General features: G+C 62.5%; 18 protein-coding genes and 1 pseudogene. 12 read left to right on the top strand and 7 right to left on the bottom strand.

Annotated elements, in window-relative coordinates:
* The first annotated feature begins 155 nt into the window (after nt 1–155).
* The 8 genes and pseudogenes from AC0V2S_RS16665 to AC0V2S_RS16630 all read left to right on the top strand — a co-directional run bounded on the left by AC0V2S_RS16665 (nt 156) and on the right by AC0V2S_RS16630 (nt 15,579).
* Entirely contained in the window at nt 156–659 is a 504-nt protein-coding gene (locus AC0V2S_RS16665) for a hypothetical protein (protein ID WP_475510706.1), read from the top strand.
* A gap of 452 nt (nt 660–1,111) precedes the next feature.
* Nucleotides 1,112–1,438: a DUF3077 domain-containing protein gene (locus AC0V2S_RS16660; RefSeq protein ID WP_475510705.1), complete on the top strand. Its 327-nt coding sequence runs from the start codon at nt 1,112–1,114 to the stop codon at nt 1,436–1,438.
* Between the two features lie 448 nt (nt 1,439–1,886).
* A complete protein-coding gene (locus AC0V2S_RS16655; protein ID WP_475510704.1) occupies nt 1,887–2,465 on the top strand; it encodes an MFS transporter permease in 579 nt (192 codons plus the stop codon).
* Nucleotides 2,466–2,608: 143 nt separating this feature from the next.
* Nucleotides 2,609–3,427: a hypothetical protein gene (locus AC0V2S_RS16650; protein ID WP_475510703.1), complete on the top strand. Its 819-nt coding sequence runs from the start codon at nt 2,609–2,611 to the stop codon at nt 3,425–3,427.
* A 328-nt stretch (nt 3,428–3,755) separates the two neighbouring features.
* Complete coding sequence (locus tag AC0V2S_RS16645) at nt 3,756–4,352, top strand: MFS transporter permease (protein ID WP_475510702.1); 597 nt, start codon at nt 3,756–3,758, stop codon at nt 4,350–4,352.
* A gap of 227 nt (nt 4,353–4,579) precedes the next feature.
* On the top strand, nt 4,580–5,323 hold the full coding sequence (locus AC0V2S_RS16640; RefSeq protein ID WP_475510701.1) for a Crp/Fnr family transcriptional regulator: 744 nt from the start codon (nt 4,580–4,582) through the stop codon (nt 5,321–5,323).
* Between the two features lie 619 nt (nt 5,324–5,942).
* Nucleotides 5,943–14,547, top strand: a pseudogene (locus AC0V2S_RS16635) (glycoside hydrolase family 94 protein).
* A 144-nt stretch (nt 14,548–14,691) separates the two neighbouring features.
* Nucleotides 14,692–15,579 carry a diguanylate cyclase domain-containing protein gene (locus AC0V2S_RS16630; protein WP_475510700.1) on the top strand — a complete coding sequence of 296 codons (888 nt, stop codon included), beginning with the start codon at nt 14,692–14,694 and terminating at the stop codon, nt 15,577–15,579.
* Here the strand turns inward: AC0V2S_RS16630 and AC0V2S_RS16625 are convergent.
* Both AC0V2S_RS16625 and AC0V2S_RS16620 read right to left on the bottom strand, forming a co-directional pair.
* Nucleotides 15,576–15,752 (bottom strand): hypothetical protein, encoded by a 177-nt coding sequence (locus AC0V2S_RS16625; RefSeq protein ID WP_475510699.1) that lies wholly within the window; start codon nt 15,750–15,752, stop codon nt 15,576–15,578. The two genes, AC0V2S_RS16630 and AC0V2S_RS16625, sit on opposite strands and share 4 nt — an antisense overlap.
* The gene (locus AC0V2S_RS16620; protein WP_475510698.1) at nt 15,749–15,892 is read right to left on the bottom strand and encodes a hypothetical protein; all 144 of its coding nucleotides are present in this window, start codon (nt 15,890–15,892) and stop codon (nt 15,749–15,751) included. Before AC0V2S_RS16620 ends, AC0V2S_RS16625 begins: the two co-directional genes overlap by 4 nt.
* Before the next feature lie 265 nt (nt 15,893–16,157).
* Between AC0V2S_RS16620 and AC0V2S_RS16615 the strand changes: the two genes are divergently transcribed.
* Nucleotides 16,158–17,189, top strand: a complete 1,032-nt coding sequence (locus AC0V2S_RS16615; protein WP_475510697.1) for a GGDEF domain-containing protein — start codon at nt 16,158–16,160, stop codon at nt 17,187–17,189.
* Between the two features lie 190 nt (nt 17,190–17,379).
* On the opposite strand, the gene uraH is transcribed toward AC0V2S_RS16615, so the two are convergent.
* Nucleotides 17,380–17,790 (bottom strand): hydroxyisourate hydrolase, encoded by a 411-nt coding sequence (gene uraH / locus AC0V2S_RS16610; protein WP_475510696.1) that lies wholly within the window; start codon nt 17,788–17,790, stop codon nt 17,380–17,382.
* Nucleotides 17,791–17,807: 17 nt separating this feature from the next.
* Nucleotides 17,808–18,308, bottom strand: a complete 501-nt coding sequence (locus AC0V2S_RS16605; protein WP_475510695.1) for a GlcG/HbpS family heme-binding protein — start codon at nt 18,306–18,308, stop codon at nt 17,808–17,810.
* 138 nt (nt 18,309–18,446) lie between these two features.
* Here AC0V2S_RS16605 and AC0V2S_RS16600 point away from each other — a divergent pair, with 138 nt between their 5' ends.
* Nucleotides 18,447–19,118, top strand: a complete 672-nt coding sequence (locus AC0V2S_RS16600; RefSeq protein WP_475510694.1) for a heavy metal response regulator transcription factor — start codon at nt 18,447–18,449, stop codon at nt 19,116–19,118.
* Complete coding sequence (locus AC0V2S_RS16595; protein WP_475510693.1) at nt 19,115–20,479, top strand: heavy metal sensor histidine kinase; 1,365 nt, start codon at nt 19,115–19,117, stop codon at nt 20,477–20,479. Before AC0V2S_RS16600 ends, AC0V2S_RS16595 begins: the two co-directional genes overlap by 4 nt.
* 205 nt (nt 20,480–20,684) lie before the next feature.
* On the opposite strand, the gene AC0V2S_RS16590 is transcribed toward AC0V2S_RS16595, so the two are convergent.
* A complete protein-coding gene (locus AC0V2S_RS16590; protein WP_475510692.1) occupies nt 20,685–21,461 on the bottom strand; it encodes an alpha/beta fold hydrolase in 777 nt (258 codons plus the stop codon).
* 95 nt (nt 21,462–21,556) lie between these two features.
* Nucleotides 21,557–22,189 carry an isochorismate family cysteine hydrolase YcaC gene (gene ycaC, locus AC0V2S_RS16585; RefSeq protein WP_475510691.1) on the bottom strand — a complete coding sequence of 211 codons (633 nt, stop codon included), beginning with the start codon at nt 22,187–22,189 and terminating at the stop codon, nt 21,557–21,559.
* Between the two features lie 155 nt (nt 22,190–22,344).
* Here ycaC and AC0V2S_RS16580 point away from each other — a divergent pair, with 155 nt between their 5' ends.
* Complete coding sequence (locus AC0V2S_RS16580) at nt 22,345–23,250, top strand: LysR family transcriptional regulator (RefSeq protein WP_475510690.1); 906 nt, start codon at nt 22,345–22,347, stop codon at nt 23,248–23,250.
* Nucleotides 23,251–23,348: 98 nt separating this feature from the next.
* Here AC0V2S_RS16580 and AC0V2S_RS16575 read toward each other — a convergent pair whose 3' ends face one another.
* A complete protein-coding gene (locus AC0V2S_RS16575; protein ID WP_475510689.1) occupies nt 23,349–25,034 on the bottom strand; it encodes an amidase in 1,686 nt (561 codons plus the stop codon).
* Nucleotides 25,035–25,071 lie beyond the last annotated feature (37 nt).

Here is a 25,071-nt window from a genome sequence, read left to right as displayed (position 1 = left end):
TAACCGTAAATGAGTGGGCGCGGATGATAGCCCAGCCGGCCTGTAGGCCGTTAGAAATAGGGGCTGTGCCACAGTTTTGGGCTTTGCTTGCGTGGCGAGCGCCGTTGTCTGTTCCAATTGGCGCGTCGCCTCTAACACCCCCTAGGACTCTGCGCATGGACCTTCGCCTTCTCACCCTTCCCGAAATCCACAAGGTGCATTTCTATCGCTTGATCACGCTGGTTTGCCTCGCGGCGATTGGGGTGATGACGGTGTTCGCTCTGTTGGAGAAGCCGAACACGGAGGCCAAGGTTCTGTCGCTGGCGATTTTTGTGATGCTGTGGCGCTTTGGCTGGGAGTGGGTGGTGGTTTCCCGCTGCACGCCGGTGTTTGTGCATGGCGATGAGTTGGTGGTGGCGAGTGAGCACAGCAATCGCCGCATTGCGCTTACGCAGGTGCGTTCGGTGACGTCCCGGCATGCGATTTTTATGACGCGGCGTTATCGCTCTTGGTCGGAGCATCTGGCGTTTGTGCAGCTCACGTTGAACACGGGCGAGCGCGTTTATACGTTGGCTGAAAGCGGTGTGTTTGAGTTTCCGGCGGGCAAGGTCACGTTGGCGGCGTTGCAGGCGGCGGTGCAAGAAGCAAAAACCAGGAGCCTGACGGCATCGGCGCGATAACCCTCTGCGTTGGAGGTTGCCCAAGGATTTGTAGGCAACCGGATAGGCCCTTTTCAGTGCCACTACGCCAAGGCCGTGTGGCACCTTGGCTGGCTTCACTTCCTAAAAAAGTTTTTGGCGATTTACTGGCGCAATGCCTGCGTTGCCGTTGTTTTCCGTCCCTCTTAACGTCCGTCCCCGGCGCCTAAGAAACGCTAAGTAGCGGCCTACCGCTCCCGACAGATGCGGCTTTTTATTGCCTACAATTTTCCCCGTGGGCACTAAAAACCTCTTCATGCCGGGAGTGGACTGAATACAAGACCCGAAAGGGAAATATGTCCGGCCTTCTACTTGGGTTTCTTACCTCCTGGCGCCTAAGTCGAGAACTTATCAAGTAGAGGTATACGGAAATGCCACACCCAGATCGCAACACCAAACCGCTTCACCCTTCCCACTCTCATGGAGTTACTGCCATGAATGCACTCGCTACCGCTGTCACCCAAAAACGCTCCTTTTGCCGTGTCGAAAAGCTCAAGCTGTTTTCGGTCAATGCCGGTGTGCCGGTTGAGCTGGCGTTGGAGCAGGCGTCCACGCTGCTGGGCTGTATCGAAGCCTTGGTGCTAAGCCGTGAGCCGGCCAATGACGAGGCCACCGACGCCGCGCTGCAGTACCTCACGCAAATGACCCGTGCGGTGGTAGACGCCTGTCACCAGCAAGACCCGCTCTTTCTCGCCCAGGCACAACGTATGGCCAAGGCCGCGCGTGAGCCGAAGGCGCCGGTTGAGTCGGTGAATGGCTGAAGGGCGTTACAGGTTAGGCGCGTGAGTTGACGTTGGGCGCCTTTTTTCAATACGAAGCCTCGCGATGCGGGGCTTTTTGTTTTCCGGGGTTTGCGTTCCAGCGGAGCGGCGATCAACTCGTCCACCTTCTAAACGCGCAGGCCTTAAAGGTCAAAAGCTCGAGGCTGAAGCCTCTCCTACAAAAAACATAAGGCCTCTGGCCTCGATGTTTAGTAACGCTCTAGCAGTGCAGCTTCAAGCAATTGCCTACAGCAACGAACGCTGTAGGCAAACCCCGTTGGCAACCCATGCCCTATGGCCAGGCGAGCCTGTCGGCGTATGACACACGCCTAGCCGGTGTAACCGTCCGTTGTGGGAACCGCCTGTTAGCAGCGCAACAGGTCCAGGCGCTAAAAATTCGCAGCTCGCCACGCAGCCGCTTGGCGTATTGCGCATTTTGGAGTTCCGCATGGAAAACGTTTATCGAACACCCGAGGCCGTTCTGGTCGACCGTAATGAAGCCGTCGAGGCTGCACCGTTTTTTGTGACGTCGATTGGCAAGCTGTGCCTTTTGTATATCGCCACCATGGGCGGCTATCTGTTCTATTGGATGTACAAGCAATGGGCGAGTCAGCGGCAGAGTATGGGTAAACGGATATGGCCGTTGGCGCGTACCTGTTTCCTGATTTTCTACCTCCACAGTTTGTGCAGTTTGATTGCCCGTCGCTTGGCCGAACGTCATCTCGGGACATGGCGTTACAAAGGAATAGCTACCGTTTTTGTCGCCCTCGGTTTGTGCTCTTCGCTTGCGCAGCTCACCGGCAGCCCAGACGCGCTGGCTTACACGCTGTTCGTGCCATTGGCCTTCACCGGTTTGATGTTGGTGCCCCTGGTCACCATCCAGCGCTACGCCAACGTCGCCAGCCTGGACCCGACAGCTAGCCGGAACAGCGCCATTTCTTTGGGCAACGTGTTTTGGGTGGCAGTGGGTGTTCTGATGTGGACATTGACCCTGTATGGGGCGTGGGTGATATCGAACGCTGGTTGAATGTTGGGCTTCGCTGCGCTCAACCGCAACCTACGGAACTGCGGCGCCGGGTTGATTTTCACCCTGGCCACCGCCGACACTACCCGCCCTTCCCCACGCCCCGCCTGTTGCGGGGCGTTGCGTTTTATAGGAGCTGTACCGTGATGGATCGCACGCTGTTGCCCTGCCTGTGGCTTGGCCTTTCGCTATTTGCCTCGTGCTGCCTTGCCGATGAACCTGCCGGCGCCGCCGAGTATCGCCTGGCCATGGAAACGGGCAACCAGTTTGCCGAGTTGGTAGCGGCCATGAGTGCGGTCAGCGATGAGGAAGCGAAGCAGCTGCCGCCGGCAGAAAAGGCGAAGCAGGCCGACCTGTTGGGCGAGCTTGCCATCAAGTATCCGCAGCAGCTCCAGGCCGCTGTCGATCTGGGTTTTGCACCGGCCCAATTTACCGCTGCGAAAATGCTCGCGTTCAAAGCCCTCCAAGAGCGGGCGCAGCGCGACGTGTACAAGGCGCAAGCCTGCGAGTTGGTCGGCAAGGCAGCCGCCAGCGGGCTGTTTATTGCGGCATTGGGGCAAAGCCAGTATTGCGCGGGACCGAGCGATGTCCGCGACTTCTCTGCTGTGCTCAAGGCGACAGAAGACGCTTATCAACAGTTGGCGGTGGCGATCACCCGTGCCGATCCGTACGCGGCTTATTACCCGCTGAAAGCCCTGCGCATGCCGGAGTGTTTTGAACGCGAGCTCGACCCGTTTGACGAGAGCCTCAGCCTGCTGGAACGCGTGCAAGCCAGCCAGCCGCCGTTGCTGACGCTGGATGAAACCCGCGCCGAAGGGTTTTATCGGTTGGCCGACCGGGAGGTTGGCCACGACAAGGCGTTGGCCCGCGAACATGTGCAACAAGCGGCGGCGTTGGGCTGTTCGAGCAAGGCGTTTACGACGTTGCAGACGTTTGCCAACAAGCCGTCGACCGTCACCCCTTAGTGGCGGTCGGTCGAGCAGACCACGTTTTGTTGGCGTGGCGTGCTCGGCTTGGTATCGCTGTCGTGGTCATTCATCGAAACAAGCCAGCCTTCTACGCGGTGTCACCGGCTCGCTACAGAGCCATGCTGGATCTGCTGAACGCTTCAAACCAACGCGCCCTCTGGACTAAGCTTGAGCAGCCGCCGTCTATTCAACGAACAAACACCCGGTTGATTTCCACCCTCCCCACCCCCGACACTAAGCACCTTGCACGGATGCCCGTTTATTTGTCTGCCCACGCAGCACCACCGCTGCCCTTCCCTTTGCAGCGCATTACCAAGGAGTGGTTATGGAAAACATCTACGACGCCCCCAAAGCCGAACTCATCGACAAACCCCTCACCCCGTTCGGCCCGCCTTTTTTCGTAACCTCCATCCGCAAGCTCTGTGTGTTGCACCTGTGCACCTTCGGTTATTACACGCTGTATTGGAGCTTCAAGCAGTGGTTTAGCCAGCGTCATAGCGCGGGCTATCGGGTGATACCGGCGGCGCGCGGGGTGTTTTATGTTTTCTTTCTGCACAGCCTGTCTGCGCTGATGAGCAAGCGGTTGATGGCGATGGAGCGGCCGTCGTGGCGGTATGACTCGGCGCCGACCTGGTTGGTCGGGCTGGTGGTGGTCGGTTGGGTGCTCAATGGCCTGCAGCGGTATGGGGAGTGGCCGCAACTGGTGGCGATGCCGTTGATAGCTTTGGTGATGGTGGCAAAAGTGCTGCCGCTGATTGGTATGCAGCGCCAGGCCAACCTGGCCAGCGGCGAAACGGCGGGCGCGAGCAACGATAGTTTTTCGGGTTGGAATTGGTTGTTCGTGGTGCCTGGCGCGGTGGTCTGGGTGATGGCGACCGCGGGCTTTGTGCTCATGGCGTTGGGGGTTGTACCGAAGCAGTGAATGGCCTACCTGCGCTGGCATCGGCTCAAACCTTCCCCGCAAAAAACGTAGCTGCCGTTGCGGTCATCCGGCCCGGTTGTTAGTCGCCGGGCTGGTAGCACGCACATGTCGTCTGGAAACAAACCGGAGCTATCGCCCTGCGCGTAGTCTCATGCTCTGCACACCCGCCGTTCGGTGCTGCAACCACCTTGGCAACGGCCAGCGTGTTTCTCACTCAGGTGGTTGTCATGTCTCCGGTATCGCCCCCCGCTCCCGCTTCGCCTTTGAGTAATCATTTGCTGGCTGCCTTGCCTGAAGAGGTGCAGCAGCGGTTGTTTGCGCACCTGGAGCCGGTGTCCTTGACGCTCGGTGAGGTGGTGTATGAGTCGGGCGGGGCGCTGCGGCATGTGTATTTTCCGACTGATTCCATCGTCTCGCTTCTGTATGTGATGGAGAGCGGTGCCTCGGCGGAAATTGCGGTGGTGGGTAATGAGGGGTTGATTGGGGTGGCGGTATTCATGGGCGGGGAAAGCACGCCCAGCCGTGCGGTGGTGCAGAGTGCGGGGCAGGCGTTTCGGTTGCCGGGGCAGCGGTTGAAGGATGAGTTCAATCGCCATGGTGAGTTGTTGCAGTTGATGTTGCGGTATACGCAGGCGTTGATTACGCAGATGTCGCAAACGGCGGTGTGCAATCGGCATCATTCGATTGATCAGCAGTTGTGTCGGTTGTTGTTGTTGTCGTTGGATCGGTTGCCGGGCAATGAGTTGGTTATGACGCAGGAGTTGATTGCCAATATGCTGGGTGTTCGCCGTGAGGGGGTGACTGATGCGGCGGGCAAGTTGCAGCGGCTGGGGGTTATTGAGTACAGCCGGGGGCATATCACGGTGTTGGACCGGGCCAAGTTGGAGCGGTTGAGTTGTGAGTGTTATGGGGTGGTTCGGCGGGAGACGGATAGGTTGTTGCCGTATCTGCATGCGCCGCGGCTGAGCTGATACCGCGCTTTGTGGGATGGGTAGAGCGGAGCGAAACCCATGCTGGCGGCAGTATTTCGTGCGGCGATCCTGGTCATTACCGCGTGTGCTGAACGTTTTGTTTCGCGCCTTACGCGCGAGTTTCTTTTTCCAGTCGCCGAAAAAGAAACCAAAAAGGCTTGCCCCTACCTGGGGTCTGCGCTGCGCTACGACTTCCCTCCCTCCGTCGTCGCTCCAGGGGCCGGGCTGAGGGCCATCCATGGCCCCATCCCTCTGCGCGGCTCCCGGCCGCTACGACCCCTTACGCAACGACTCCGCTCGGCCTGGCGCTAAAGGGGCGGGTAGATCACAAGCGGTAGATCAAAAGCTCGAGGCTAAAGCCTCTCCTACAGGGACCGAGCTGTTTGTGGGAGAGGCTTCAGCCTCGATTGGCCGGCCCTGCAAACGCCCCCTCCCCGCTATGTGCGCTACCGAACATACAGCCCTCCCCCACGCGCCCACACTGCAAGCCGGTAAGGCGCCCCCGCCTGCGCTGTCTGCTTTGCCGTCTTCAGGGTTTCGGCCCGCCTCGCGATGCCCATTGGCGTCGCTCTTCATCACGGCCACGCCGTTCGCTTTAAGCGTGGTCGCCAAGGAATTGATGAACAGTCTATGGAACCGCGTACTCGCGCCTCTTCGCTCGTCTGCGCTGAAGTTTGAATATGAACCGGTGCTGCGCGCCGAGTTGTTCAGCACGGAGCAAATGGCTAACCACGGCCATCAGTTGGCGACCGATCACAGCCTGGCCAAGGGCGCCAGCGCCGATACCTTGCTGGCCCGGCTTACGGAAAACGAGACCTTGCTGGCGCGCAGTTGTGCCTTGCTCAACGAGGTGCCGCCGGCCACCCGCCGTGCCACGCCGGCAGCGGAGTGGTTGCTGGATAATTTTTATCTGGTGGAAGAACAGATTCGCACCGCGCGCAAGCATTTGCCACGTGGCTATAGCCGCGAGTTGCCGCGTCTGGCCCATGGGCCGAGCAAGGGTTTGCCGCGGGTGTATGACATTGCTCTGGAAACCATTTCCCATGGCGATGGGCGGATTGATAGCGAAAGCCTTACGCGTTTTTTGCAGGCGTATCAGTCGGTGGAGCCGCTCACGCTGGGTGAGCTGTGGGCCATTCCCATCATGCTGCGCCTGGCGCTCATCGATAATCTGCGCCGCGTTGCGTCGCGGGTGATGGCTAACTGGGCGGATCGCAATCTGGCCAATGATTGGGCCGACCGCCTGAGCGAAACCGTGGAGCAGGATGCCAAGAGCGTGGTGTTGACGGTGGCCGATATGGCCCGCTCGCAACCGCCGATGACCAGTTCGTTTGTAGCGGAGTTGGCCAGGCGGCTGCAGGGGCAAAGTGCGGCGTTGATTTTGCCGTTGAATTGGATTGAGCAGGTGCTGGCCGAGGGCGGTTTGAATATCGAGCGGCTGGTGCAGTTGGATGCTCAGCAGCAAGCGGCCGAGCAGGTGTCGGTGGGCAATAGCATTCGCAGTTTGCGGGTGTTGGCGGCCACTGATTGGCGCAGTTTTGTCGAGCGCCTGAGCCGCGTGGAAGAGGTGCTGCGCAGCGACCCGGCCGGGGTATACGGCAATATGGATTTCGCGACCCGCGACCACTATCGCCATGTGATCGAACGCGTGGCCAGGAACAGTGGCCAGAGCGAGGAGCAGGTGGCGCGCGCGGCCTTGGCGTTGGCGCAGGCCAGCCCGGCGGAAGTCGCTGAGCCGGGGGTAAAGGCGCATGTGGGTTTTTATCTGGTGGATCGCGGGCGGCCGCTGCTGGAGCGGCAGCTGGCTGCGCGCAGCACGCTGAGCGAAGGCTGGCAGCGGTTGTTGCAACGGGCGCCGCTTACGTTTTTTCTCGCCCCGGTAGTGGTGTTGAGTGTGCTGTTTGCCTGGCCGTTTTTGCATACGGCGCACCTGGCGGGGTTGGGCGGCGCGGGCATGTGGTTGCTGGGCGCGGCGGCGTTGGTGATGACCAGCCGCCTCGCGATCGGGTTGGTCAATTGGCTGGTCACGCTGACCGTGGCGCCGGATGTGTTGCCGCGTATGGATTACAGCGAAGGCATTGCCGACCACGCGCGCACGCTGGTGGTGGTGCCGACGCTGATGGGTTCGGTGCGCGATGTGGAGGAGTTGGTGGAAGGGCTGGAGGTGCGTTTTCTGGCGAACCGCGATGCCAATCTGCACTTTGCGTTGCTCACCGATTTTATGGACGCCGCCAGCGAAGTAGTGCCCGGCGACGCGGCGTTGTTGCAGTTGGCCGGCCAGTTGATCGAGGCGCTGAATCTTCAGTACCCGGCAGCCGGTGCGCCGTATTTTTTCCTGTTGCATCGGCCTCGGCGCTGGAGTGCCAGCGAAGGCGTGTGGATGGGCTTTGAGCGTAAACGCGGCAAGTTGGCCGAGCTGAATGCGGTGTTGCGTGGTCAGGGGCTGGAGCGCTTTGCGCTGATTGTGGGCGCTATTCATGAGCTGCCCACGGTGCGTTATGTCATCACACTGGACACCGACACCCAACTGCCCCGCGACGTGGCCCGCCAGTTGGTCGGCGCCATGGCTCACCCGCTGAACCAGGCGGTGTTCGACGCGGCGTTGCAGCGCGTTACCGCCGGCTACGCCATTTTGCAGCCACGGGTGAGCATCAGCCTGCCCAGCGTGGCGCGCTCGCTGTATGCGCAGTTGTTTGGCAGTGATGCCGGGTAGACCCGTATACCCGCGCTGTCTCCGACGTGTATCAGGACCTCTTTCAGCAAGGCTCGTTTATCGGCAAGGGTATCTATGCGGTGGACGCTTTCGAGCTGGCCCTGGCGGAGCGCTTTCCGGATAACTGCATCCTGAGCCATGACCTGATCGAGGGCTGCTACGCACGCTCCGGCCTGCTCAGCGATGTGCAGTTGTATGAAGAACACCCGGCCCATTACAGCGCCGACTCCAAGCGCCGCCATCGCTGGATACGCGGTGATTGGCAGTTGCTGCCGTGGCTGTTGCCGCGCGTGTTTGCCCGTGATGCGCAACGCGTGCGGCTGGATGCGCTAGCGCGCTGGAAGCTGTTCGATAACCTGCGCCGCAGCCTGGAGCCGCTGGCGTTTTTGCTGATGCTGGTGTGGGGCTGGGTGGCGCTGGAGTCGGTGCTGTCCTGGACCCTCGCCGTGCTGGTGTTGGTGCTCACCCAGCCGCTGTTGAATTCGCTGCTGAGTTGCTGCGCAAGGCCCATGACATTCCGCTGGTTCAGCACCTGCGCGTGACCTGGTGGGCCGCCACCCTGCACTTTGCCCGGGCGTTATTGGCGCTGGTGTGGCTGCCGTTCGAAACCGCCCTGAGCCTGGATGCCATTGGCCGCACGTTGTGGCGCATGGCGGTGAGTCATCGGCGGTTGTTGCAGTGGAGCCCGTCGCGGGAGGTGGAGCGTTCGGCGAGCAATACCGTGCTCGGCCTGTACCGGCTGATGTGGGCGGCGCCGTTGGTGAGCACGCTGGTAGCGGCGCTGTTGGTGACTCGCCCCTTTGCCTTGGTGGTCGCCGCGCCGTTTTTGCTGCTCTGGTGGGTTAGCCCGTGCATCGCCTGGTGGCTGAGCCGGCCACGTCAACGCTCGGTGTTTACCCCGAGCCGCGATGAGTTGCTGTTTTTGCGCGTGCTGGCGCGCAAGACCTGGGCCTTTTTCGATCAGTTTGTCGGCCCTGTGGATAACTGGCTGCCCCCGGACAATGTGCAGGAGCAACCGGTTGCCGTGGTGGCGCACCGGACCTCGCCGACCAATATGGGCATGGCGTTGGTGTCGCACCTGGCGGCCTATGACTTCGGCTATTTGAGCGCCACGCGCCTGCTGCTGCGCCTGGAGTATTCGCTGACCAGCATGGCCGGGCTGGAGCGTCATCGCCGGCATTTTTATAACTGGTACGACACGCAAACCTTGCAACCGCTGCCGCCGCACTATGTGTCGACGGTGGACAGCGGCAACCTCGCCGGCCTGCTGCTCACCCTGCGTGCCGGGCTGAATGAATTGCCCACGCAGCCGCTGTTCGGGCCCCGGCTGTTTACCGGGCTGGGCGATACCTTGGCGGTGTTGAAAGCCGCCTGGCTGAAGGACGGCTTGGCCGAGACGCCGCTTGCGGCGCTGGAACACACCCTGGCCGCCATCGCGCAGAACCCGCCCGACAATCTGGAAGACACCTGGCAATGCGTTAACCGTCTGTTCGAGCAAGCCGTAGCGGTCTGGGAGAACCACCCGCCGCCGGCCAGCAGTGACGCCGAGCAGTGGCTGAGCCTGCTGCTAAGCCATTGCAATGACTTGTGCAGCGAGTTGGCCGATGTGCGCTTGCCGGTTGCCAGCGACAAGCGCCTGGCGCAATTGCCCCGTACCTGGGCTGAGTTTACGCAGCTGGAAAGCGAGCTGTGGCCGCCCCAGCAGCAGGCGCAGGTGGCCAGCGTGTGTAGCTATGCACGGCGCCGGATTGCCAGTGCCGAGCACCTGGCGTTATTGGCCGGCGACCTGGCGCAGATGGATTTCAGCTTTCTGTATGAGTCCAGCCGCGACCTGTTTGCCATCGGCTACAACGCCGACGAAAACCGCCTGGACCGCGCCTACTACGACCTGCTCGCCTCCGAAGCGCGGCTGACCAATTTTGTGGTGATCGCCCAGGGCCAGTTGCCGCAGGAAGGCTGGTTTACCCTCGGCCGCTTGCTGACCAGCAATGGCGGCGAGCCGGTGTTGCTGTCCTGGACCGGCTCGATGTTCGAGTACCTGATGCCGCAGTTGGTGATGCCCACCTACGCCGGCACCCTGCTGGACCAGACCTGCAATGCAGCCGTGGCGCGGCAGATTGAGCACGGTAACCAGTTGGGCTTGCCGTGGGGCGTGTCGGAGTCGGGGTACAACGTGTTCGACGCCCATTTCAATTACCAGTACCGCGCCTTTGGCGTGCCGGGCTTGGGGCTTAAGCGCGGGCTGGGCGAGGACGTTGTCGTGGCGCCCTACGCCTCCGCCCTGGCCTTGATGGTGGCGCCGCAAGCGGCGTGCAAAAACCTGCAACGTCTGGCCGGTATGGGCCTGGCCGGCGCCTATGGCATGTATGAAGCGGTGGACTTCACCCCGGCGCGCTTGCCCCGTGGCCAGAGCCAGGCGGTGGTGCAGTCGTTTATGGCGCACCACCAGGGCATGAGTTTGTTGGCCCTCGCCTATGTGCTGCTCGACCGGCCGATGCAGCGGCGCTTTGAGTCCGACCCGCAGTTCAAGGCCACCGCCCTGCTGTTGCAGGAACGGGTGCCAAAAACTGCCGCGCAGTATTTGCACGCGGCCAATGCGCCGGTGGCCGATGCCGCCGCGCGGGAAACCGAAACCAAGCTGCGCGTGTACACCGACCCCGACCGCAAACGCCCGGCCGTGCAGTTGCTTTCCAATGGCCGTTATCACGTGATGGTGAGCAGTGCCGGCGGCGGGTACAGCCGCTGCAATGAGCTGGCGGTGACCCGTTGGCACGAGGACATCAGCAGCGACAATCTCGGCCAGTTTTGCTATTTGCGCGATATCACCAGCGGCAGTTTCTGGTCCACCGCGCACCAGCCCACGCTGCAACCGGTAGACAGCTACGAAGCGATTTTCACCGACGCCCGCGCCGAGTTCCGCGTGCGCGAGCGGGAGTTCGATACGCACACGGAAATCGTTGTGTCGCCGGAAGACGATATCGAGCTGCGCCGCTTGCATATCACCAACCGCGCGCGGGTGCGGCGCACCATCGAGCTCACCAGTTATGCCGAAGTGGTGCTCGCCCCGGCCACCGCCGATGCCTTGCACCCGGCGTTCAGCAAGCTGTTTGTGCAGACCGAATTGCTCCTGCCGTTGCAGGCAATTTTGTGCAGCCGGCGGCCGCGTTCCAGCCATGAGCCGGTGCCGTGGATGTGCCATTTGCTGGCGGCCCATGGCGTGGATATCGAGGCCATTTCTTATGAAACCGACCGCGCCCGTTTTATTGGTCGCGGCCGCAACCTGAGCTGTCCGGCGGCGATGGATAGCGGCAGCGAGCGGCTGTCGGGCAGCGCCGGTTCGGTGCTGGACCCAGTGGTGGCGATTCGTTGCCGCATCACCCTGGACCCCGGCCAGACCGCCACCATCGACCTGGTAACGGGCATGGGCCAGAGCCGCGAGCATTGCTTGCAGTTGATCGACAAATACCGCGACAAGCACTTGGCCGACCGGGTGTTTGGCCTGGCCTGGACCCACAGCCAAGTGCTGCTGCGTCAGCTCAATGCCACGCTGTCGGACGCCCGTTTGTTCGAGCAGATGGCCGCGGCGATTGTGTATGCCAACGCCTCGCTGCGCGCCGACGCCAATGTGCTCACCGGCAATCAGCGCAACCAGTCCGGCTTGTGGGGCCAGGCTATCTCTGGCGACTTGCCGATTGTGCTGGTGAAGATTGCCGACCCGGCCAATATCGAGCTGGTGCGTCAGTTGGTGCAGGCCCATGCGTACTGGCGGCAGAAAGGGCTGGCGGTGGATTTGGTGATCTGGAACGAAGACCAGGTCGGCTACCGCCAGCAGTTGCAGGATTTGATCATGGCGCTGGTTACCTCCGGCAGCGAAGCGGCGCTGGTGGACCGCCCCGGCGGCATTTTTGTGCGACCGGCGCAGCAGCTGTCCAGCGAGGACCGCTTGCTGATGCTCGCCGTCGCCCGCCTGGTGCTGAGCGACAGCCGTGGCAGCCTGGCCGAGCAGATCCACAAACGCCGCGCCGAAACGCCGCTGCCGCGCTTTGATGCGGGGCTGATGCGTCGCCCGCGGCGCCTGACCAGCGCGCCAGAGCCGCGTGCACCGTTGCTGTTGAGCAACCAGCATGGCGGCTTTAGCGCGGATGGCAGCGAGTATGTGATTCACCTCGCCCAAGGCAGCAGCACCCCGGCGCCGTGGGCCAATGTGCTGGCCAACCCACAGTTCGGCACGGTGATCAGCGAAAGCGGCGGCGCGTACACCTGGGCGGAAAACGCCCATGAGTTTCGCCTGAGCCCGTGGCGTAACGACCCCGTGGCCGATGGCAGCGACGAGGCCTTGTACCTGCGCGATGAAGATAGCGGCCAGTACTGGTCGCCTACTCCGCTGCCGCGTGCTGGTACCGGCGCGTATGTCACCCGCCATGGCTTTGGCTACAGCGTGTTCGAGCATGAGGAAGACGGCATCCACAGTGAGCTGTGGGTGTATGTGGCGCTGGATGCTTCGGTGAAGTTTTCCCGGCTGAAAATTCGCAACACCAGTGGCCGCAGCCGGCGGTTGTCGGCGACTGGCTATGTGGCCTGGGTGCTGGGCGACTTGCGAGAAAAGTCAGCCATGCACGTGGTGACCGAACAGGATGCGCAGAGTGGCGCGCTGCTGGCGCGCAATGCGTTTTCCATCGAGTTTCCCGGCCGGGTCGGCTTCTTCGATGTAGATGCGCCGGTGCGCAGTATCAGTGGTGATCGCACGGAGTTTGTCGGCCGCAACGGCAACCTCAATGCGCCGGCGGCGATGAGCAGGGCGCGGTTGTCGGGGCGCACCGGCGGCGGGCTGGACCCCTGCGCGGCGATTCGCGTGGAGTTGCAGTTGGCCGAGGGCGAAAGCCAGGAGCTGACCTTCCGCCTCGGCGCCGCCATCGACCGCTCCGCCGCCCTTGCTCTGGCGCAGCGTTTTCGCGGCGCCAGCGCGGCGGCACAGGCGCTCGCCCAGGTGCGCACCCATTGGCAAAGCACGTTGGGCGCGGTGCAGATCAAAACGCCGGAGCCGCATATCGATGTGCTGGTCAACGGATGGTTGCTGTACCAGACCATCGCCTGCCGCTTCTGGGCGCGCAGTGGCTATTACCAATCGGGCGGCGCCATCGGGTTTCGCGATCAGCTGCAAGACAGCATGGCCATGCTGCACGCCAGCCCGCTGGCCTGTCGCGCGCATTTGTTGCTGTGCGCCAGCCATCAATTTATCGAAGGCGACGTGCAGCATTGGTGGCACCCGCCGCAAAACCGTGGGGTGCGCACCAGTTGCTCGGACGACTACCTGTGGCTGCCGCTGGCCGCCAGCCGTTATGTGCGGGTGACCGCCGACCAGGGCGTGCTCAATGAATCGGTGAGCTACCTCGGCGGGCGGCTGCTCAATGCCGGCGAAGAAAGTTATTACGACCTGCCGACCCACGCCGGTGAGCAGGAAAGCCTCTATCAGCATTGCGTACGCGCCATCGAACATGGCCTGACCCAAGGCGTGCATGGCTTGCCGCTGATGGGCGGCGGCGATTGGAACGACGGCATGAACCGGGTCGGTGAACAGGGCCGGGGCGAAAGTGTGTGGTTGGGGTTTTTCCTCTACCACGTGCTGCTGCAGTTCGCCCCGACCGCGCGCCTGCAAGGCGATGAAGCGTTTGCGGTGCGCTGCGAAACCTACGCCGCCGGCCTGCGCCTGAGCCTGGAGCAACACGGCTGGGACGGCGGCTGGTACCGCCGCGCGTACTTCGACGACGGCACGCCGCTGGGCTCGGCCAGCAACGAGGAGTGCCGTATCGACTCCATTGCGCAGAGCTGGTCGGTGCTGTCCACCGCCGGCAGCAGCAGCCGGCAACATATGGCGATGAATGCGCTGGAGCAACACTTGCTGCGCCGTGATCTGGGCCTGGTGCAGTTGCTCGATCCGCCCTTCGACAAAAGCGCGCTCGACCCCGGTTATATCAAAGGCTACGTGCCCGGCGTGCGGGAAAACGGCGGCCAATACACCCACGCAGCGGTGTGGGCGAGCATGGCGTTTGCCGCCTTGGGTGATAGCGAACGGGCCTGGGAGTTGCTGCGTTTGATCAACCCGGTGAACCACGGCGGCGACGAGGCCATGGCGGTGTACAAGGTCGAGCCCTATGTAATGGCGGCCGATGTATACGGCGTGGCGCCCCATGCCGGGCGCGGCGGCTGGAGCTGGTACACCGGTTCGGCAGGCTGGATGTACCGGCTGATCGTCGAGTCGTTGCTGGGGCTGCAACGCACGGGCAACACGTTGCGCATGGCGCCGGTTCTGCCGGCTGATTGGCCGGGCTTTAGCCTGCGCTATCGGTTTGGCGCGGCGGTGTATGGGATTGAGGTGGTGCAGCAGGTGGGTCAGTCGGCGGCGCTGTGGCTCGATGGCGAGGGGCAGAGCGGCGATTACATTGAGCTGCACGACGATGGCCGGGCGCATGAGGTGCGGTTTATCTGCGCGCCGTCGGCACCAGCGTACTAAGTGGGATACCGCACCGACGCGTCTTTAGTGGCGCGCCATTGTGGCTTTTCCACTTGGCTCAATCGGCGACGAATCCATGCATGACGCTTATTGCGAACCTGGAAAGAAGCGCATCGTGACTGTCTGCGGATCAGGGAGGTCGTCATGAAATCGCTGCCGCCGCGCTTGCTCAGCCAGAGCTTCGAAGCCGCCACCGACGCCATTCTGATCAGCGATGTAAAAGGCGTGATTTTGTGGTGCAACACCGCCGCCAGCATTCTCAGCGGCTACACCCGCCGCGAGCTGGTGGGCCAATTGGCCCTGCCGGCGTTAAGCACGCGCAAAAATCTGGCGGTGCACCAGGCCAAGTTGCAGGCGCTGCTGGCGGGCAGCCCATGGCACGGCGAGTTTGCCGGCGTGTGCAAGGACGGCAGCCGCTACCGGGTGCATCAGGCGGTATCGCCGGTGTTGAACGAAGCCGGCGTGGTCACCCACCTGATCACCATCTTGCACAGCGCCACGGCGCTGGATAAAGAGCACGCCAAAGTGCGCTGGCTGGCGTACCACGACGACCTCACCGGCCTTCCCAACCGCGCGTTGTTTACCGACCTGGTGCACGAGGCCATCGCCCAGGCCGCCGACCATCACGGCCTGCTGGCCTTGATGTTTATCGACCTGGACCAGTTCAAAACCATCAACGACACCCTCGGCCATTCCTGCGGCGACAAGCTGCTGATGGCCGTGGCCGAGCGTTTGACCCGTGCGGTGCGTAGTTCCGATGTAGTGGCACGGCTGAGCGGCGACGAGTTCGCGATTCTGATCAACAACCTCGACCGCGCGAGTGTGGCCAGCACCTTGGCCAGCCAGTTGGTGAACACCATCGACCAGCCGTTTCATATCGACGAGCACCGCATTGCCACCCATATCAGCGTGGGCATCAGCTTCTATCCAAGGGACGGGCGTAACTTCGAAGGGCTGATCACCCGCGCCGATGCTGCCATGTACCGGGCCAAGGCGGCCGGGGGTGCCGAGTATCGGGCGTGTGAGGTTTAACGCTCGGTAATCGGCGGCTCTGCGGTGGCATGCGGGGGGCGAGTTTTGGTGCGGGCGAAGATGCGGATACCGCCTTTGGGTTTTTCCGGCGGGTCGCTTTCGGTGATAAAGAACCACGTGCGCTTGAGCACCTGCCAGCTGCCTTTGAGCACCGCCATGGCCGAGGTGCTCATACGTCCGCCTCGATCTCATCAACAAACGGTTGATTCGCCGCGCGGTGCTCCACCACGCGCGGCTTACGCGGCGTTTTTGCCGGCTTGCCCAACAGATCGCGGTTAGGCTCCGGGCTCAAAACAGCCCGCGGCTCGCGCACGCCATCGCTCCAATTACCCGGCGGTTTCGTTCGATCGTTCTCGGTTCTATCCACGGTGGCCTCCGCCAACTCGCCCCCACGCATTAGCGTGAGTTGCACGGCCTAGCCTGCGCTGGGCCGTAGGCACGTGTCTGTACGGTGGCACACCCTGGCAAAAACCGCTGGCTGGGCGAGAAATACCGCACACCCTGTCGGCCTTCTGCTATCCAGAATGTAGGTATTTTGCTATCACTATGGGTGTAGCCAGCCAGTACCGAGCCTCGCCATGGACCATCTCCTGTCGTTCTTATCGGAAACCGTGCCAAAGGCCAGGACGGTCGAACAACTTACCCGCCCGTTGTTGACGCTGCTGAACCGCGTCACTGGCATGGAATCCACGTACCTCACCACCATCGACCTGCAGCAGGGCGTGCAGCGCATCGAGTTCGCCCGCAATGTGGGTGAGATGAATATTCCCGAGGGCCTGGTGGTGCCGTGGGAAGACACCTTGTGCAAACGCGCCCTGGATGAAAACCGCATGTTCTCGGACAACGTTTCCGAGTGCTGGGGCGATTCCCAGGCGGCGCAGGCGTTGGGCATTCGCACGTATGTGAGTGCGCCGATTCGCGGTCAGGACGGTAGCGTGATCGGCACGGTCTGCGCGGCCAGTGCCTCGCAGGTAGCCCGTTCGCCGGAAGTGGAGCCGATGTTGCTGCTGCTGTCGGGGCTGCTGGGCTTTTCGCTGGAGCGCGAGTCGTTGGTGGAGCGTTTGCAGACCGCCAACGCCGAGCTGAGCACCCTGGCGCTCACCGACTCGCTCACCGGCTTGTACAACCGCCGGGCCATTCTCAGCGAGGTGCGGCGCGTGTTGGCGTTGGCGCGGCGGGAGAACCGCTATGTGCTGGTGGGCGTGGTGGACCTGGATGGGTTCAAGGCAGTGAACGACACCTACGGGCATCAGGCCGGGGATACCTTTTTGCAGGGCGTGTCGACTCGACTCAAAGACTGCCTGCGCGCCAGCGATGTGCTGGGGCGTACCGGCGGCGATGAGTTTGTAGTGGTGGCGTTGGGGGTGCAGGTGGAACAGGCCGAGTTGCCGGCGGCCATGCGCAAGGCGGCTGAGCATCTGCAACAGCGGCTGACCACGGCGACCATCGGCAGTTACGCACTGGGCAATGGTGAGCTGCGCTATGCCGGCGCCAGCGTCGGTGTGGTGGCGTTGCTGCCTGAAGGCGTGGACGCCGATGAGGCGATCAAGTTGGCGGATGGCGAGATGTACAAGGTCAAGCAGCTGCGTAGGGCTGTGCCGATCGTGTAAGCCAGGCATCGTCCTTGCACGCATCGATCCCTTGAAGACTCTGGAACGACGGTGTTCTCGACCAAATCCTCCGTCATCCCAGCGCACGCTGGGATCCAGAATGTCGGATAAAACCAGAGAGCAGGCCGCACGTTGCCCCCCCACAAAAAAACCCGCACTTGGCGGGTTTTTTTTATCGGCGCGGCGCCACTCAGTTGCCGCGATAAGTCGAAAACCCATACGGGCTCAGCAGCAGCGGGATGTGGTAGTGCGCCACGGCACCGTCCACGCTGAACATCACCGGCACTTCCGGGAAGAACGTGGCGGCGTTGTGGCTACGGAACCAGTCACCGGTTTTAAAGGTGACGCGGTAGGTGCCTTTTTCCAGCGCCTTGCCTTCGGGGTACAAAGCCGGGATACGCCCTTGTTCGTTGGTGCTGCCGCTGTTGAGCAGGGTCCAGGTGGTGCCGGTTTGCTGTTCGAGGGTGACACGCACGCCGGCGGACGGCAGGCCGTCTTGCAGGTTGAGTACGTGCACGCTCAACGGGTTGTCGGCGGCATGGGTCAGGCTGGCGAAGGCGCAGAGGGCCAGGCTGGCGAGCAGGGAGGTAAGGCGGTTCATCGTGAGGCTCCTGGGTTTTACGGCTGAGTAGGCAGGTGTTGGGCGATGGCTTTTTGCGCGCAGGTTTCGTCATTGGCGCTGCCACCGGCGCCGGCTACGCCGATGGCGCCAATCACTTGGTCACCCACGCGCAACGGCACACCGCCGCCCAATAGCAGCAGCTCGTTGAGGGTGGTGAGGTTGGCGGCGTCGGGGTTGCTGCGGGCGCGTTCGGCGAGCGTGCTGGTGGCGGTTTTGGTCGATAGCGCGGTAAAGGCTTTGCGTTGCGCGGCCACGGTGTTGTGCGGGCCCACGTTGTCGTCACGCTGCAGCGCCACCAGGTTGCCCCCGCGATCGACCACGGCGGCCACGGCGGTTTGGCCGAGGGCGTGGCAGCTGGCGATGGCGGTGTTGAGCAGTTGGTTGGCCAAACCCAGGGTGATGTCGGCACGTTGCGCCACGGGCGGCGCGTCGGCAGCCATGGTGGCGGCGCTGAGCGTGAGGGCAAACAAGGTGGTGGGAGCAAGTCGCGAGAGCATGGCGGTGTCCGTTCAATGGCAAGTGGCGGCCATGCTGCGCTGCCCTGCCCCACGGGCCGATTACGCCTGCATTACGAATTTGTAATGGGAGAACCGCGCAGAAGCGCCTAGCCTTGTGCGCTTGTGGTGGAGAAACCGATGCGCATCCTGCTGGTGGAAGACGAGGTAAAAACGGCCGATTACTTGCGTAAGGGGCTGAGTGAGTCGGGCTATTTGGTCGAGGTGGCGCTCAACGGCCTGGACGGCCAGCACCTGGCGCAGGAACACGCCTTTGATTTGATCATTCTGGATGTGCAGTTGCCGGGCATCGATGGCTGGCAGCTGCTGCAGATCATCCGCCGCACCCAGCAAACCCCGGTGCTGTTTCTGACCGCCCGCGATGCGGTGGAAGACCGGGTGAAAGGCCTGGAGTTGGGCGCCGACGATTACCTGGTAAAGCCGTTCTCCTACGCCGAGCTGCTGGCCCGGGTGCGTACGTTGCTGCGCCGTGGCCCGCCGCGCGAGGTCGAGCAGTTTTTGCTGGCCGATTTGCACCTGGATTTGCTGCGCCGCCAGGTCACGCGCCAAGGCCAGCGCCTGACGTTGACCAACAAGGAATTCGCCCTGCTGCATTTGCTGCTTAGCCGCGAGGGCGAGGTGTTGTCGCGGGCGCAGATTGCCTCGCAGGTGTGGCAGATGAATTTCGACAGCGATACCAATGTGGTGGACGTGGCCATCCGCCGCTTGCGCGCCAAGGTGGACGATCCGTTTACCCTCAAACTTATCCACACCGTGCGCGGCATGGGTTACACGCTGGCGGTTCAGCCATGAAGCGCTGGGCACCGCGCGCGCTGAGCGTGCGGCTGGCGCTGATGTTTGCGCTGGTGAGTGTGCTGCTGTTGGGCGCCATCGGCTTCTACCTGTACCACGCGCTGCACAAGGAAATTGCCTGGCGCGATGACCAGGCGCTGCTCGGCCGGGTGCAGCGTATGCAGGCGATTCTGACCGACAGCCGCAGCATCGAAGTGCTGCGCGAACGGCCCCAGCTGTACGAGAACATGCTGGGCAATCGCGACAATCTGTTGTGGGTGGTGGATGGCGCCGGCCAGGTGCTTATCGAAATCAACCCACCCGGCCTGCCTCGCCCCGCACTGCCCGCCGCTGACACCGCACAGCTGGCCGATGACCCAAGCGGCGCGCCGCTGCGCTTGGCGTGGCAGGACATGCAGCGCGGCGAACAACGGCTCACCCTCATCGCCGGCAAATTGCTCAGCGAGCGCGAACAGATGCTCGCGGCGTATCGCCTCAAGCTGGCGGCGGCGTTGGGGTGCGGCATGTTCTTGGCCTTCGCCCTAGGCTGGCTGGTAAGCCAACGCGGCCTGCGCCCGGTGCGCGAACTGGCGCAGCGCACGGCGGCCATCGACAGCCAGCATTTGCACCTGCGCCTGGATGAGTACCAAAACACTGCCGAACTGCAGGCGCTGAGCCAGGCGCTCAATCACATGCTGGCGCGTCTTGAAGGAGGCTTCGGACAATTGTCGCGCTTCTGCGAAGACCTGGCCCACGAAATGCGCACGCCGCTGAGCAACCTGATGGGCCATACCCAGCAAACGTTGCAGCACGAGCGCACGCTGGCGGTGTATGAGGATGTGCTGGTGTCGAATCAGGAGGAATACGAGCGGCTGGCGAGGATGATCGACAGCATGTTGTTTCTGGCGCGCACCGAGCAGGCGGCGTTGACGTTGCAGGCGGTCGATTTGCACGCGCTGGGTGAACAGCTGTGCGAGTACTTCGAGGGGATGGCGGAAGAGCGTGGCGTGGTGTTGTGCAATGAGGCGGTCGGGGAATTGCTGGCCGATGCGGATTTGCTGCGCCGGGCGCTGGCGAATTTGCTGGCCAATGCCTTGCGGTATGGCGCGCCGGGGCAGCCGATTACTCTGGCTACGCGCCGTGAAGGTGAGCACGTGGCGGTGAGTGTGCATAACGTTGGGCCCGCCATTGGCGCCGAGCATTTGCCACATCTGTTTGAGCGGTTTTATCGCTGCGATCCGTCGCGGGCGCAGCCGGGTGATTGCGGCGGGTTGGGGTTGGCGATTGTGCGGTCGATCATGTTGGCGCATGGGGGGGAGGTGCGGGTGTGGAGTGATTCCGATGGGACGGAGTTTGTTTTGCTGTTTCCGCTGACCCAGTAAGTGTTGCGGGCGGTGTCAGGCTGGCGAGTCTGGGTCCCAGCCTTCGCTGGGACGACGGAGGATTTTGCTTAGAACACCGTCATCCCAGCGCAGGCTGGGATCCAGAATCTCGGATCAGACGAGTTATCAGTCCCAACGCCTAAATGCCGCCGAAAAAAAACCGCCGCCCGTATCCAACCAGGCAGCGGTTTTTTTATGCAGCGGTTTATTGCCCCTTGGCAGCCTTCTCAATCACCTGAGCCACGGCTTTAGGGTTGGAAATCATCACCACATGGGACGCGCCTTTAACCACCACGGTCTCTTTGGCATGCGCCCGCTCAGCCATAAACTTCATCGCCTGCGGCGGGATGTTTTTGTCGGCATCGCCATACACCCACCAGCTTGGAATGGTTTTCCACGCCGGCTCAGTAGCCGCTTCGTTAAGCGCCACGTCGGTGACCGGACGCTGGGTCGCAGCCATCAATTTGGCGTCGGCCTTGGGTACGTCGGCGGCGAACTGCGAGGGGAACTTGTCTTGCTGGATATACAAGTCGTTCGCTCCACCTGCCAACGGCACGGGCGCCGCCAAGGTTGGGCCCAACGTACCGCCCGGGTACTTGCCACTGAGCGCCACAGCACTCTCACCCACATCCGGCGCAAACGCCGCCACATACACCAGCGCTTTGACGTTGGCCTGACCATAAGCCGCTTCGCTGATCACCGGCCCACCATACGAATGGCCCACTAATACAACGGGGCTGGGGATGGTTTTTAGCAACTCGGTGACCGATTGTGCATCGCCTTTCAAACTACGTAGCGGGTTGGCCGCAGCCACCACGGTGTAGCCGTCGTGCTCGAGAATCTTGACCACGCCATTCCAGCTGGAGGAGTCGGCGAACGCGCCGTGTACCAGCACGATGGTAGGTTTTGCGGTAGCGGCCTGAGCCGTTGCGGTGACAGCCACGGCGAGTGCCAGGCTGCTGAACAGGGTGGTGAGTTTCATGAGCGGGTCCGTCCTTGCGAATGAGAGGTGAGGCTGCAGCAGGATGCTGCAGCGCTCAGGGTGTGGCTTGACGCGGTGTGCCCAGCGTTGACCGATTACTTGCTGGCGGTCAGTGCGTTGTAACTGGTGAACAGGTTGCGGTAGTCCGGGATGTGGTTGGCGCACAGGGTGCCCAGGCCTTCGATGTCGTTGCGCCAGTCGCGGTGCAGCTCGCAGGCCACGCCAAACCAGTTCATCAGTTGCGCACCGGCGGCAGACATGCGGTTCCACGCGGCATCGCGGGTCATTTCGTTGAAGGTGCCGGAAGCGTCGGTAACCACGAACACGTCGAACCCTTCTTCGATGGCGGCCAGTGCCGGGAAGGCCACGCACACTTCGGTTACTACGCCGGCGATGATCAGTTGTTTCTTGCCGGTGGCCTTGATGGCTTTAACGAAGTCTTCGTTGTCCCAGGCGTTGATCTGGCCAGGGCGGGCAATGTACGGCGCCTCTGGGAACATGGCTTTCAGTTCTGGCATCAGCGGGCCGTTGGGGCCGGTTTCAAAGCTGGTGGTGAGGATGGTTGGCAGCTTGAAGAACTTGGCGAGGTCGGCCACGGCCAGCACGTTGTTTTTGAATTTGTCCGGTTCGATATCGCGAACCAGGGAGAGCAAACCAGCCTGGTGATCAACCAGCAGAACCACGGCGTTGTCTTTGTCGAGACGGTTGTATTTGTAAGAAGTAGTCATGGTGCGTTCCTCGCTTTCTGTTTGGTGCCCGGTAGTGGGCGTAAGGTTTTTTACTTCGTTGCCGTGTTGTCGCGGCATGGGTAAAGATTAAAATCGATCACCTTTTTGCACTAGACTGCGAAAATTGCCTCTAGCGTTCTATTTGGAGAACGATCTTGGAAGACCTCAACACCCTCTACTACTTCACCCAAGTGGTGGAGCACGGCGGGTTCGCCGCCGCCGGGCGCGCGCTGGATATGCCCAAGAGCAAACTCAGCCGGCGCATTACCCAGCTGGAAGAACGACTGGGCGTGCGCCTGCTGCAGCGCACCAGCCGGCACAGCGCGCTGACCGAAATCGGCCAGGCGTATTACCAACGCTGCGTGGCCATGCGCGTGGAAGCCGAAAGCGCCGCCGAGGTGATCGAGCGCAACCGCAGCGAACCACGCGGCCTGATCCGCCTGGCCTGCCCCACTACCCTGCTGAACTCCTGGGTGGGGCCGATGCTGACGCGCTATATGCTCAAGTACCCGCTGGTGGAGCTGGCGCTGGAAGCCACCAACCGCCGGGTGGATGTGCTGCACGAAGGCTTCGATATCGCCCTGCGCGTGCGCTTTCCGCCACTGGAAAACACCGACATGGTGATGAAGGTATTGGCCAACAGCACCCAATGCCTGGTGGGCCACCCGCAGTACGCGCAATGCCTGGATGTGGGCTATGCGCCAGACGAACTGAGCCGCCTGCCGAGCCTGTTCTGGGGCGGGCAGCAGCGCGAGTATCAGTGGGAGCTGTTCAACGCCGAGGGCGCGGCAGTGCAGATCGCGCACCGCCCACGGATGGTGACCGACGACTTGCGCGCGTTACGGGATGCAGCGTTGGCGGGGGTGGGGATTGTGCATTTGCCGAAGGTGGCCGTGCGTGATGACCTGGCCGCCGGCACGCTGGTGGAGATGCTACCGGGCTGGACGCCCAAGTGCGGGATTGTGCACGCCATCTTTCCCTCGCGACGCGGGTTGTTGCCGTCGGTAAGGGCGTTGATTGATTTTCTGGGCGAGGAGTTTAGTCAGAGTGATATGGCGTGAATGAACCAACGCACTGCGCCTGTAGGAGCTAGCTTGCTAGCGAACCCTGAAAACGAAATTCGTGACCGGTGTTTGCAGGGTTCGCCAGCAGCTAGCGCCTACAACACCGGCGTGCGCGGCGGAATCAGCCGTTTGCTGCCGGTCGCCTCATACGCCGAAGCCAACCGCAGTAACGCCGAATCATCGTAAGCCCGCCCGGCAAACGTCAGCCCAACGGGCATACCAATATCCGCCATCACGCCCATCGGCACGGTCACGGTCGGTACGCCTAGGTGGCGAATGGCGAGGTTGCCGTTGGCTACCCAGATGCCGTTGCTCCAGGCGATATCCGCCGAGGCCGGGTTCACGTCGGCATCCGCCGGGCCCACATCGGCCACAGTCGGGAACAACACGGCGTCGAGGCCGAGGTTGTCCATCCAGTCTTCCAGGTCCAGACGCCGGGTTTTCTCCAGGCCGCGCAGGCCGTCGGCCAGGGTAGGAATCTGGTCCCATGGGGTGATGCCGCGCTCGGCCATGCGCACGTATTCGTCCATACCAGCGGCCAGGTCACCCTCGCGGTTGGGCAAGGTGCCGGGGTCGTGGGGGAAGATTTTCAGACCTTCTACGTCGACCAAACGGTTGAGTTTGGGGTCGCCGTTGGCTTGCAGAAAGTCGTCGAAGGCCCAGGCGGACAGGTCCCAGAGTTCGTGGTTGAGAAATTCCGGCGACACCAGGCCACGGTTGAATACGGTCGGCGCGCCAGGGCGGTCGCCTTCGCAGTTGGACACTAGCGGGAAGTCCACTTCCACCACCTCAGCACCGGCGGCTTCCAGGGCTTTGCGCGCTTGCTGCCAGAGGTCGATCACCGAGTCGCGGGTGATGATGCGCTGGCCGGTCGGGCCGCCGATGCCGGGGTTTTCACTGGTACCGGCCTCTGGGTCGGCGTTGATAAACATGCGCGGCACGCCGAGGCGTTTGCCGGCCAGGGCTTGCGGGGTGGCGGCGAGGTCCAGGTAGGACGCCGGGCGTACGTCGGCCACGCTGGGGATCGGCACCCAGGGTTGCAGGCGCCAGAGGTCGCCACGGGTGTCGGGGTCTTCAGCCACCACCTGGTCGAGCACTTCGAGCAGGTCGGCCATGGTGCGCGCGTACGGCACGACCACGTCCATGGTCGGCGTCAGCGGCCAGTTGCCGCGTACGGAAATCACCCCGCGTGACGGCGTGTAGGCGCACAGGCCGTTGTTGGAGGCCGGGCCACGGCCGCTGGACCAGGTTTCTTCCGCCAGACCAAACGCGGCAAAGCTTGCCGCCGTGGCGGTGCCGGCACCGTTGGAGGAACCGGAGGCGAATGGCGCAGTGAGGTAGTCGGCGTTGTACGGGCTTTCAGCGCGGCCATACACGCCGCGCTGCATGCCGCCGTTGGCCATCGGCGGCATATTGGTTTTACCCAGGCAGATGGCGCCGGCGGCGCGCAGGCGTTCGATGGTGAATGCGTCACGGTGGGCGACCAGGTTGACGAAGGCCGGGCTGCCAGAAGCGGCGGTCAGGCCTTTGACCAGGTAGCTGTCTTTGGCGGTATAGGGAATGCCGTCCAACGGGCCAAGCACTTTGCCCTGGGCGCGGCGGGCGTCGGCGGCTTCGGCTTCTTGCAGGGCGTCGGGGTTGCGTACGACCACGGCGTTGAGGGCACCGTCGTAGGCGTCGATGCGTGCGAGGTAGGCCTGCACCAGTTCTACGGCGGTGGTGCGCCCGGTTTCAAGCGCGGCACGCAGCTCGCTGATGGATACCTCGGTGACTTCGATCATGCTGGCCTCGATTGGGGTTGGCAGTGGCAAGGCGCCT

Source organism: Pseudomonas sp. CC11G (assembly GCF_056174845.1).
This window is presented reverse-complemented; position numbering and strand designations above follow the sequence as displayed.

Coding starts and splice junctions, on each gene's coding strand:
- AC0V2S_RS16630 (WP_475510700.1), top strand. CDS start 14,692: ATGAAATCGCTGCCGCCGCGCTTGCTCAGCCAGAGCTTCGAAGCCGCC.
- AC0V2S_RS16655 (WP_475510704.1), top strand. CDS start 1,887: ATGGAAAACGTTTATCGAACACCCGAGGCCGTTCTGGTCGACCGTAAT.
- AC0V2S_RS16595 (WP_475510693.1), top strand. CDS start 19,115: ATGAAGCGCTGGGCACCGCGCGCGCTGAGCGTGCGGCTGGCGCTGATG.
- AC0V2S_RS16645 (WP_475510702.1), top strand. CDS start 3,756: ATGGAAAACATCTACGACGCCCCCAAAGCCGAACTCATCGACAAACCC.
- AC0V2S_RS16625 (WP_475510699.1), bottom strand. CDS start 15,752: ATGAGCACCTCGGCCATGGCGGTGCTCAAAGGCAGCTGGCAGGTGCTC.
- AC0V2S_RS16665 (WP_475510706.1), top strand. CDS start 156: ATGGACCTTCGCCTTCTCACCCTTCCCGAAATCCACAAGGTGCATTTC.
- AC0V2S_RS16650 (WP_475510703.1), top strand. CDS start 2,609: ATGGATCGCACGCTGTTGCCCTGCCTGTGGCTTGGCCTTTCGCTATTT.
- AC0V2S_RS16660 (WP_475510705.1), top strand. CDS start 1,112: ATGAATGCACTCGCTACCGCTGTCACCCAAAAACGCTCCTTTTGCCGT.
- ycaC (WP_475510691.1), bottom strand. CDS start 22,189: ATGACTACTTCTTACAAATACAACCGTCTCGACAAAGACAACGCCGTG.
- AC0V2S_RS16575 (WP_475510689.1), bottom strand. CDS start 25,034: ATGATCGAAGTCACCGAGGTATCCATCAGCGAGCTGCGTGCCGCGCTT.
- AC0V2S_RS16640 (WP_475510701.1), top strand. CDS start 4,580: ATGTCTCCGGTATCGCCCCCCGCTCCCGCTTCGCCTTTGAGTAATCAT.
- AC0V2S_RS16605 (WP_475510695.1), bottom strand. CDS start 18,308: ATGCTCTCGCGACTTGCTCCCACCACCTTGTTTGCCCTCACGCTCAGC.
- AC0V2S_RS16600 (WP_475510694.1), top strand. CDS start 18,447: ATGCGCATCCTGCTGGTGGAAGACGAGGTAAAAACGGCCGATTACTTG.
- uraH (WP_475510696.1), bottom strand. CDS start 17,790: ATGAACCGCCTTACCTCCCTGCTCGCCAGCCTGGCCCTCTGCGCCTTC.
- AC0V2S_RS16590 (WP_475510692.1), bottom strand. CDS start 21,461: ATGAAACTCACCACCCTGTTCAGCAGCCTGGCACTCGCCGTGGCTGTC.
- AC0V2S_RS16615 (WP_475510697.1), top strand. CDS start 16,158: ATGGACCATCTCCTGTCGTTCTTATCGGAAACCGTGCCAAAGGCCAGG.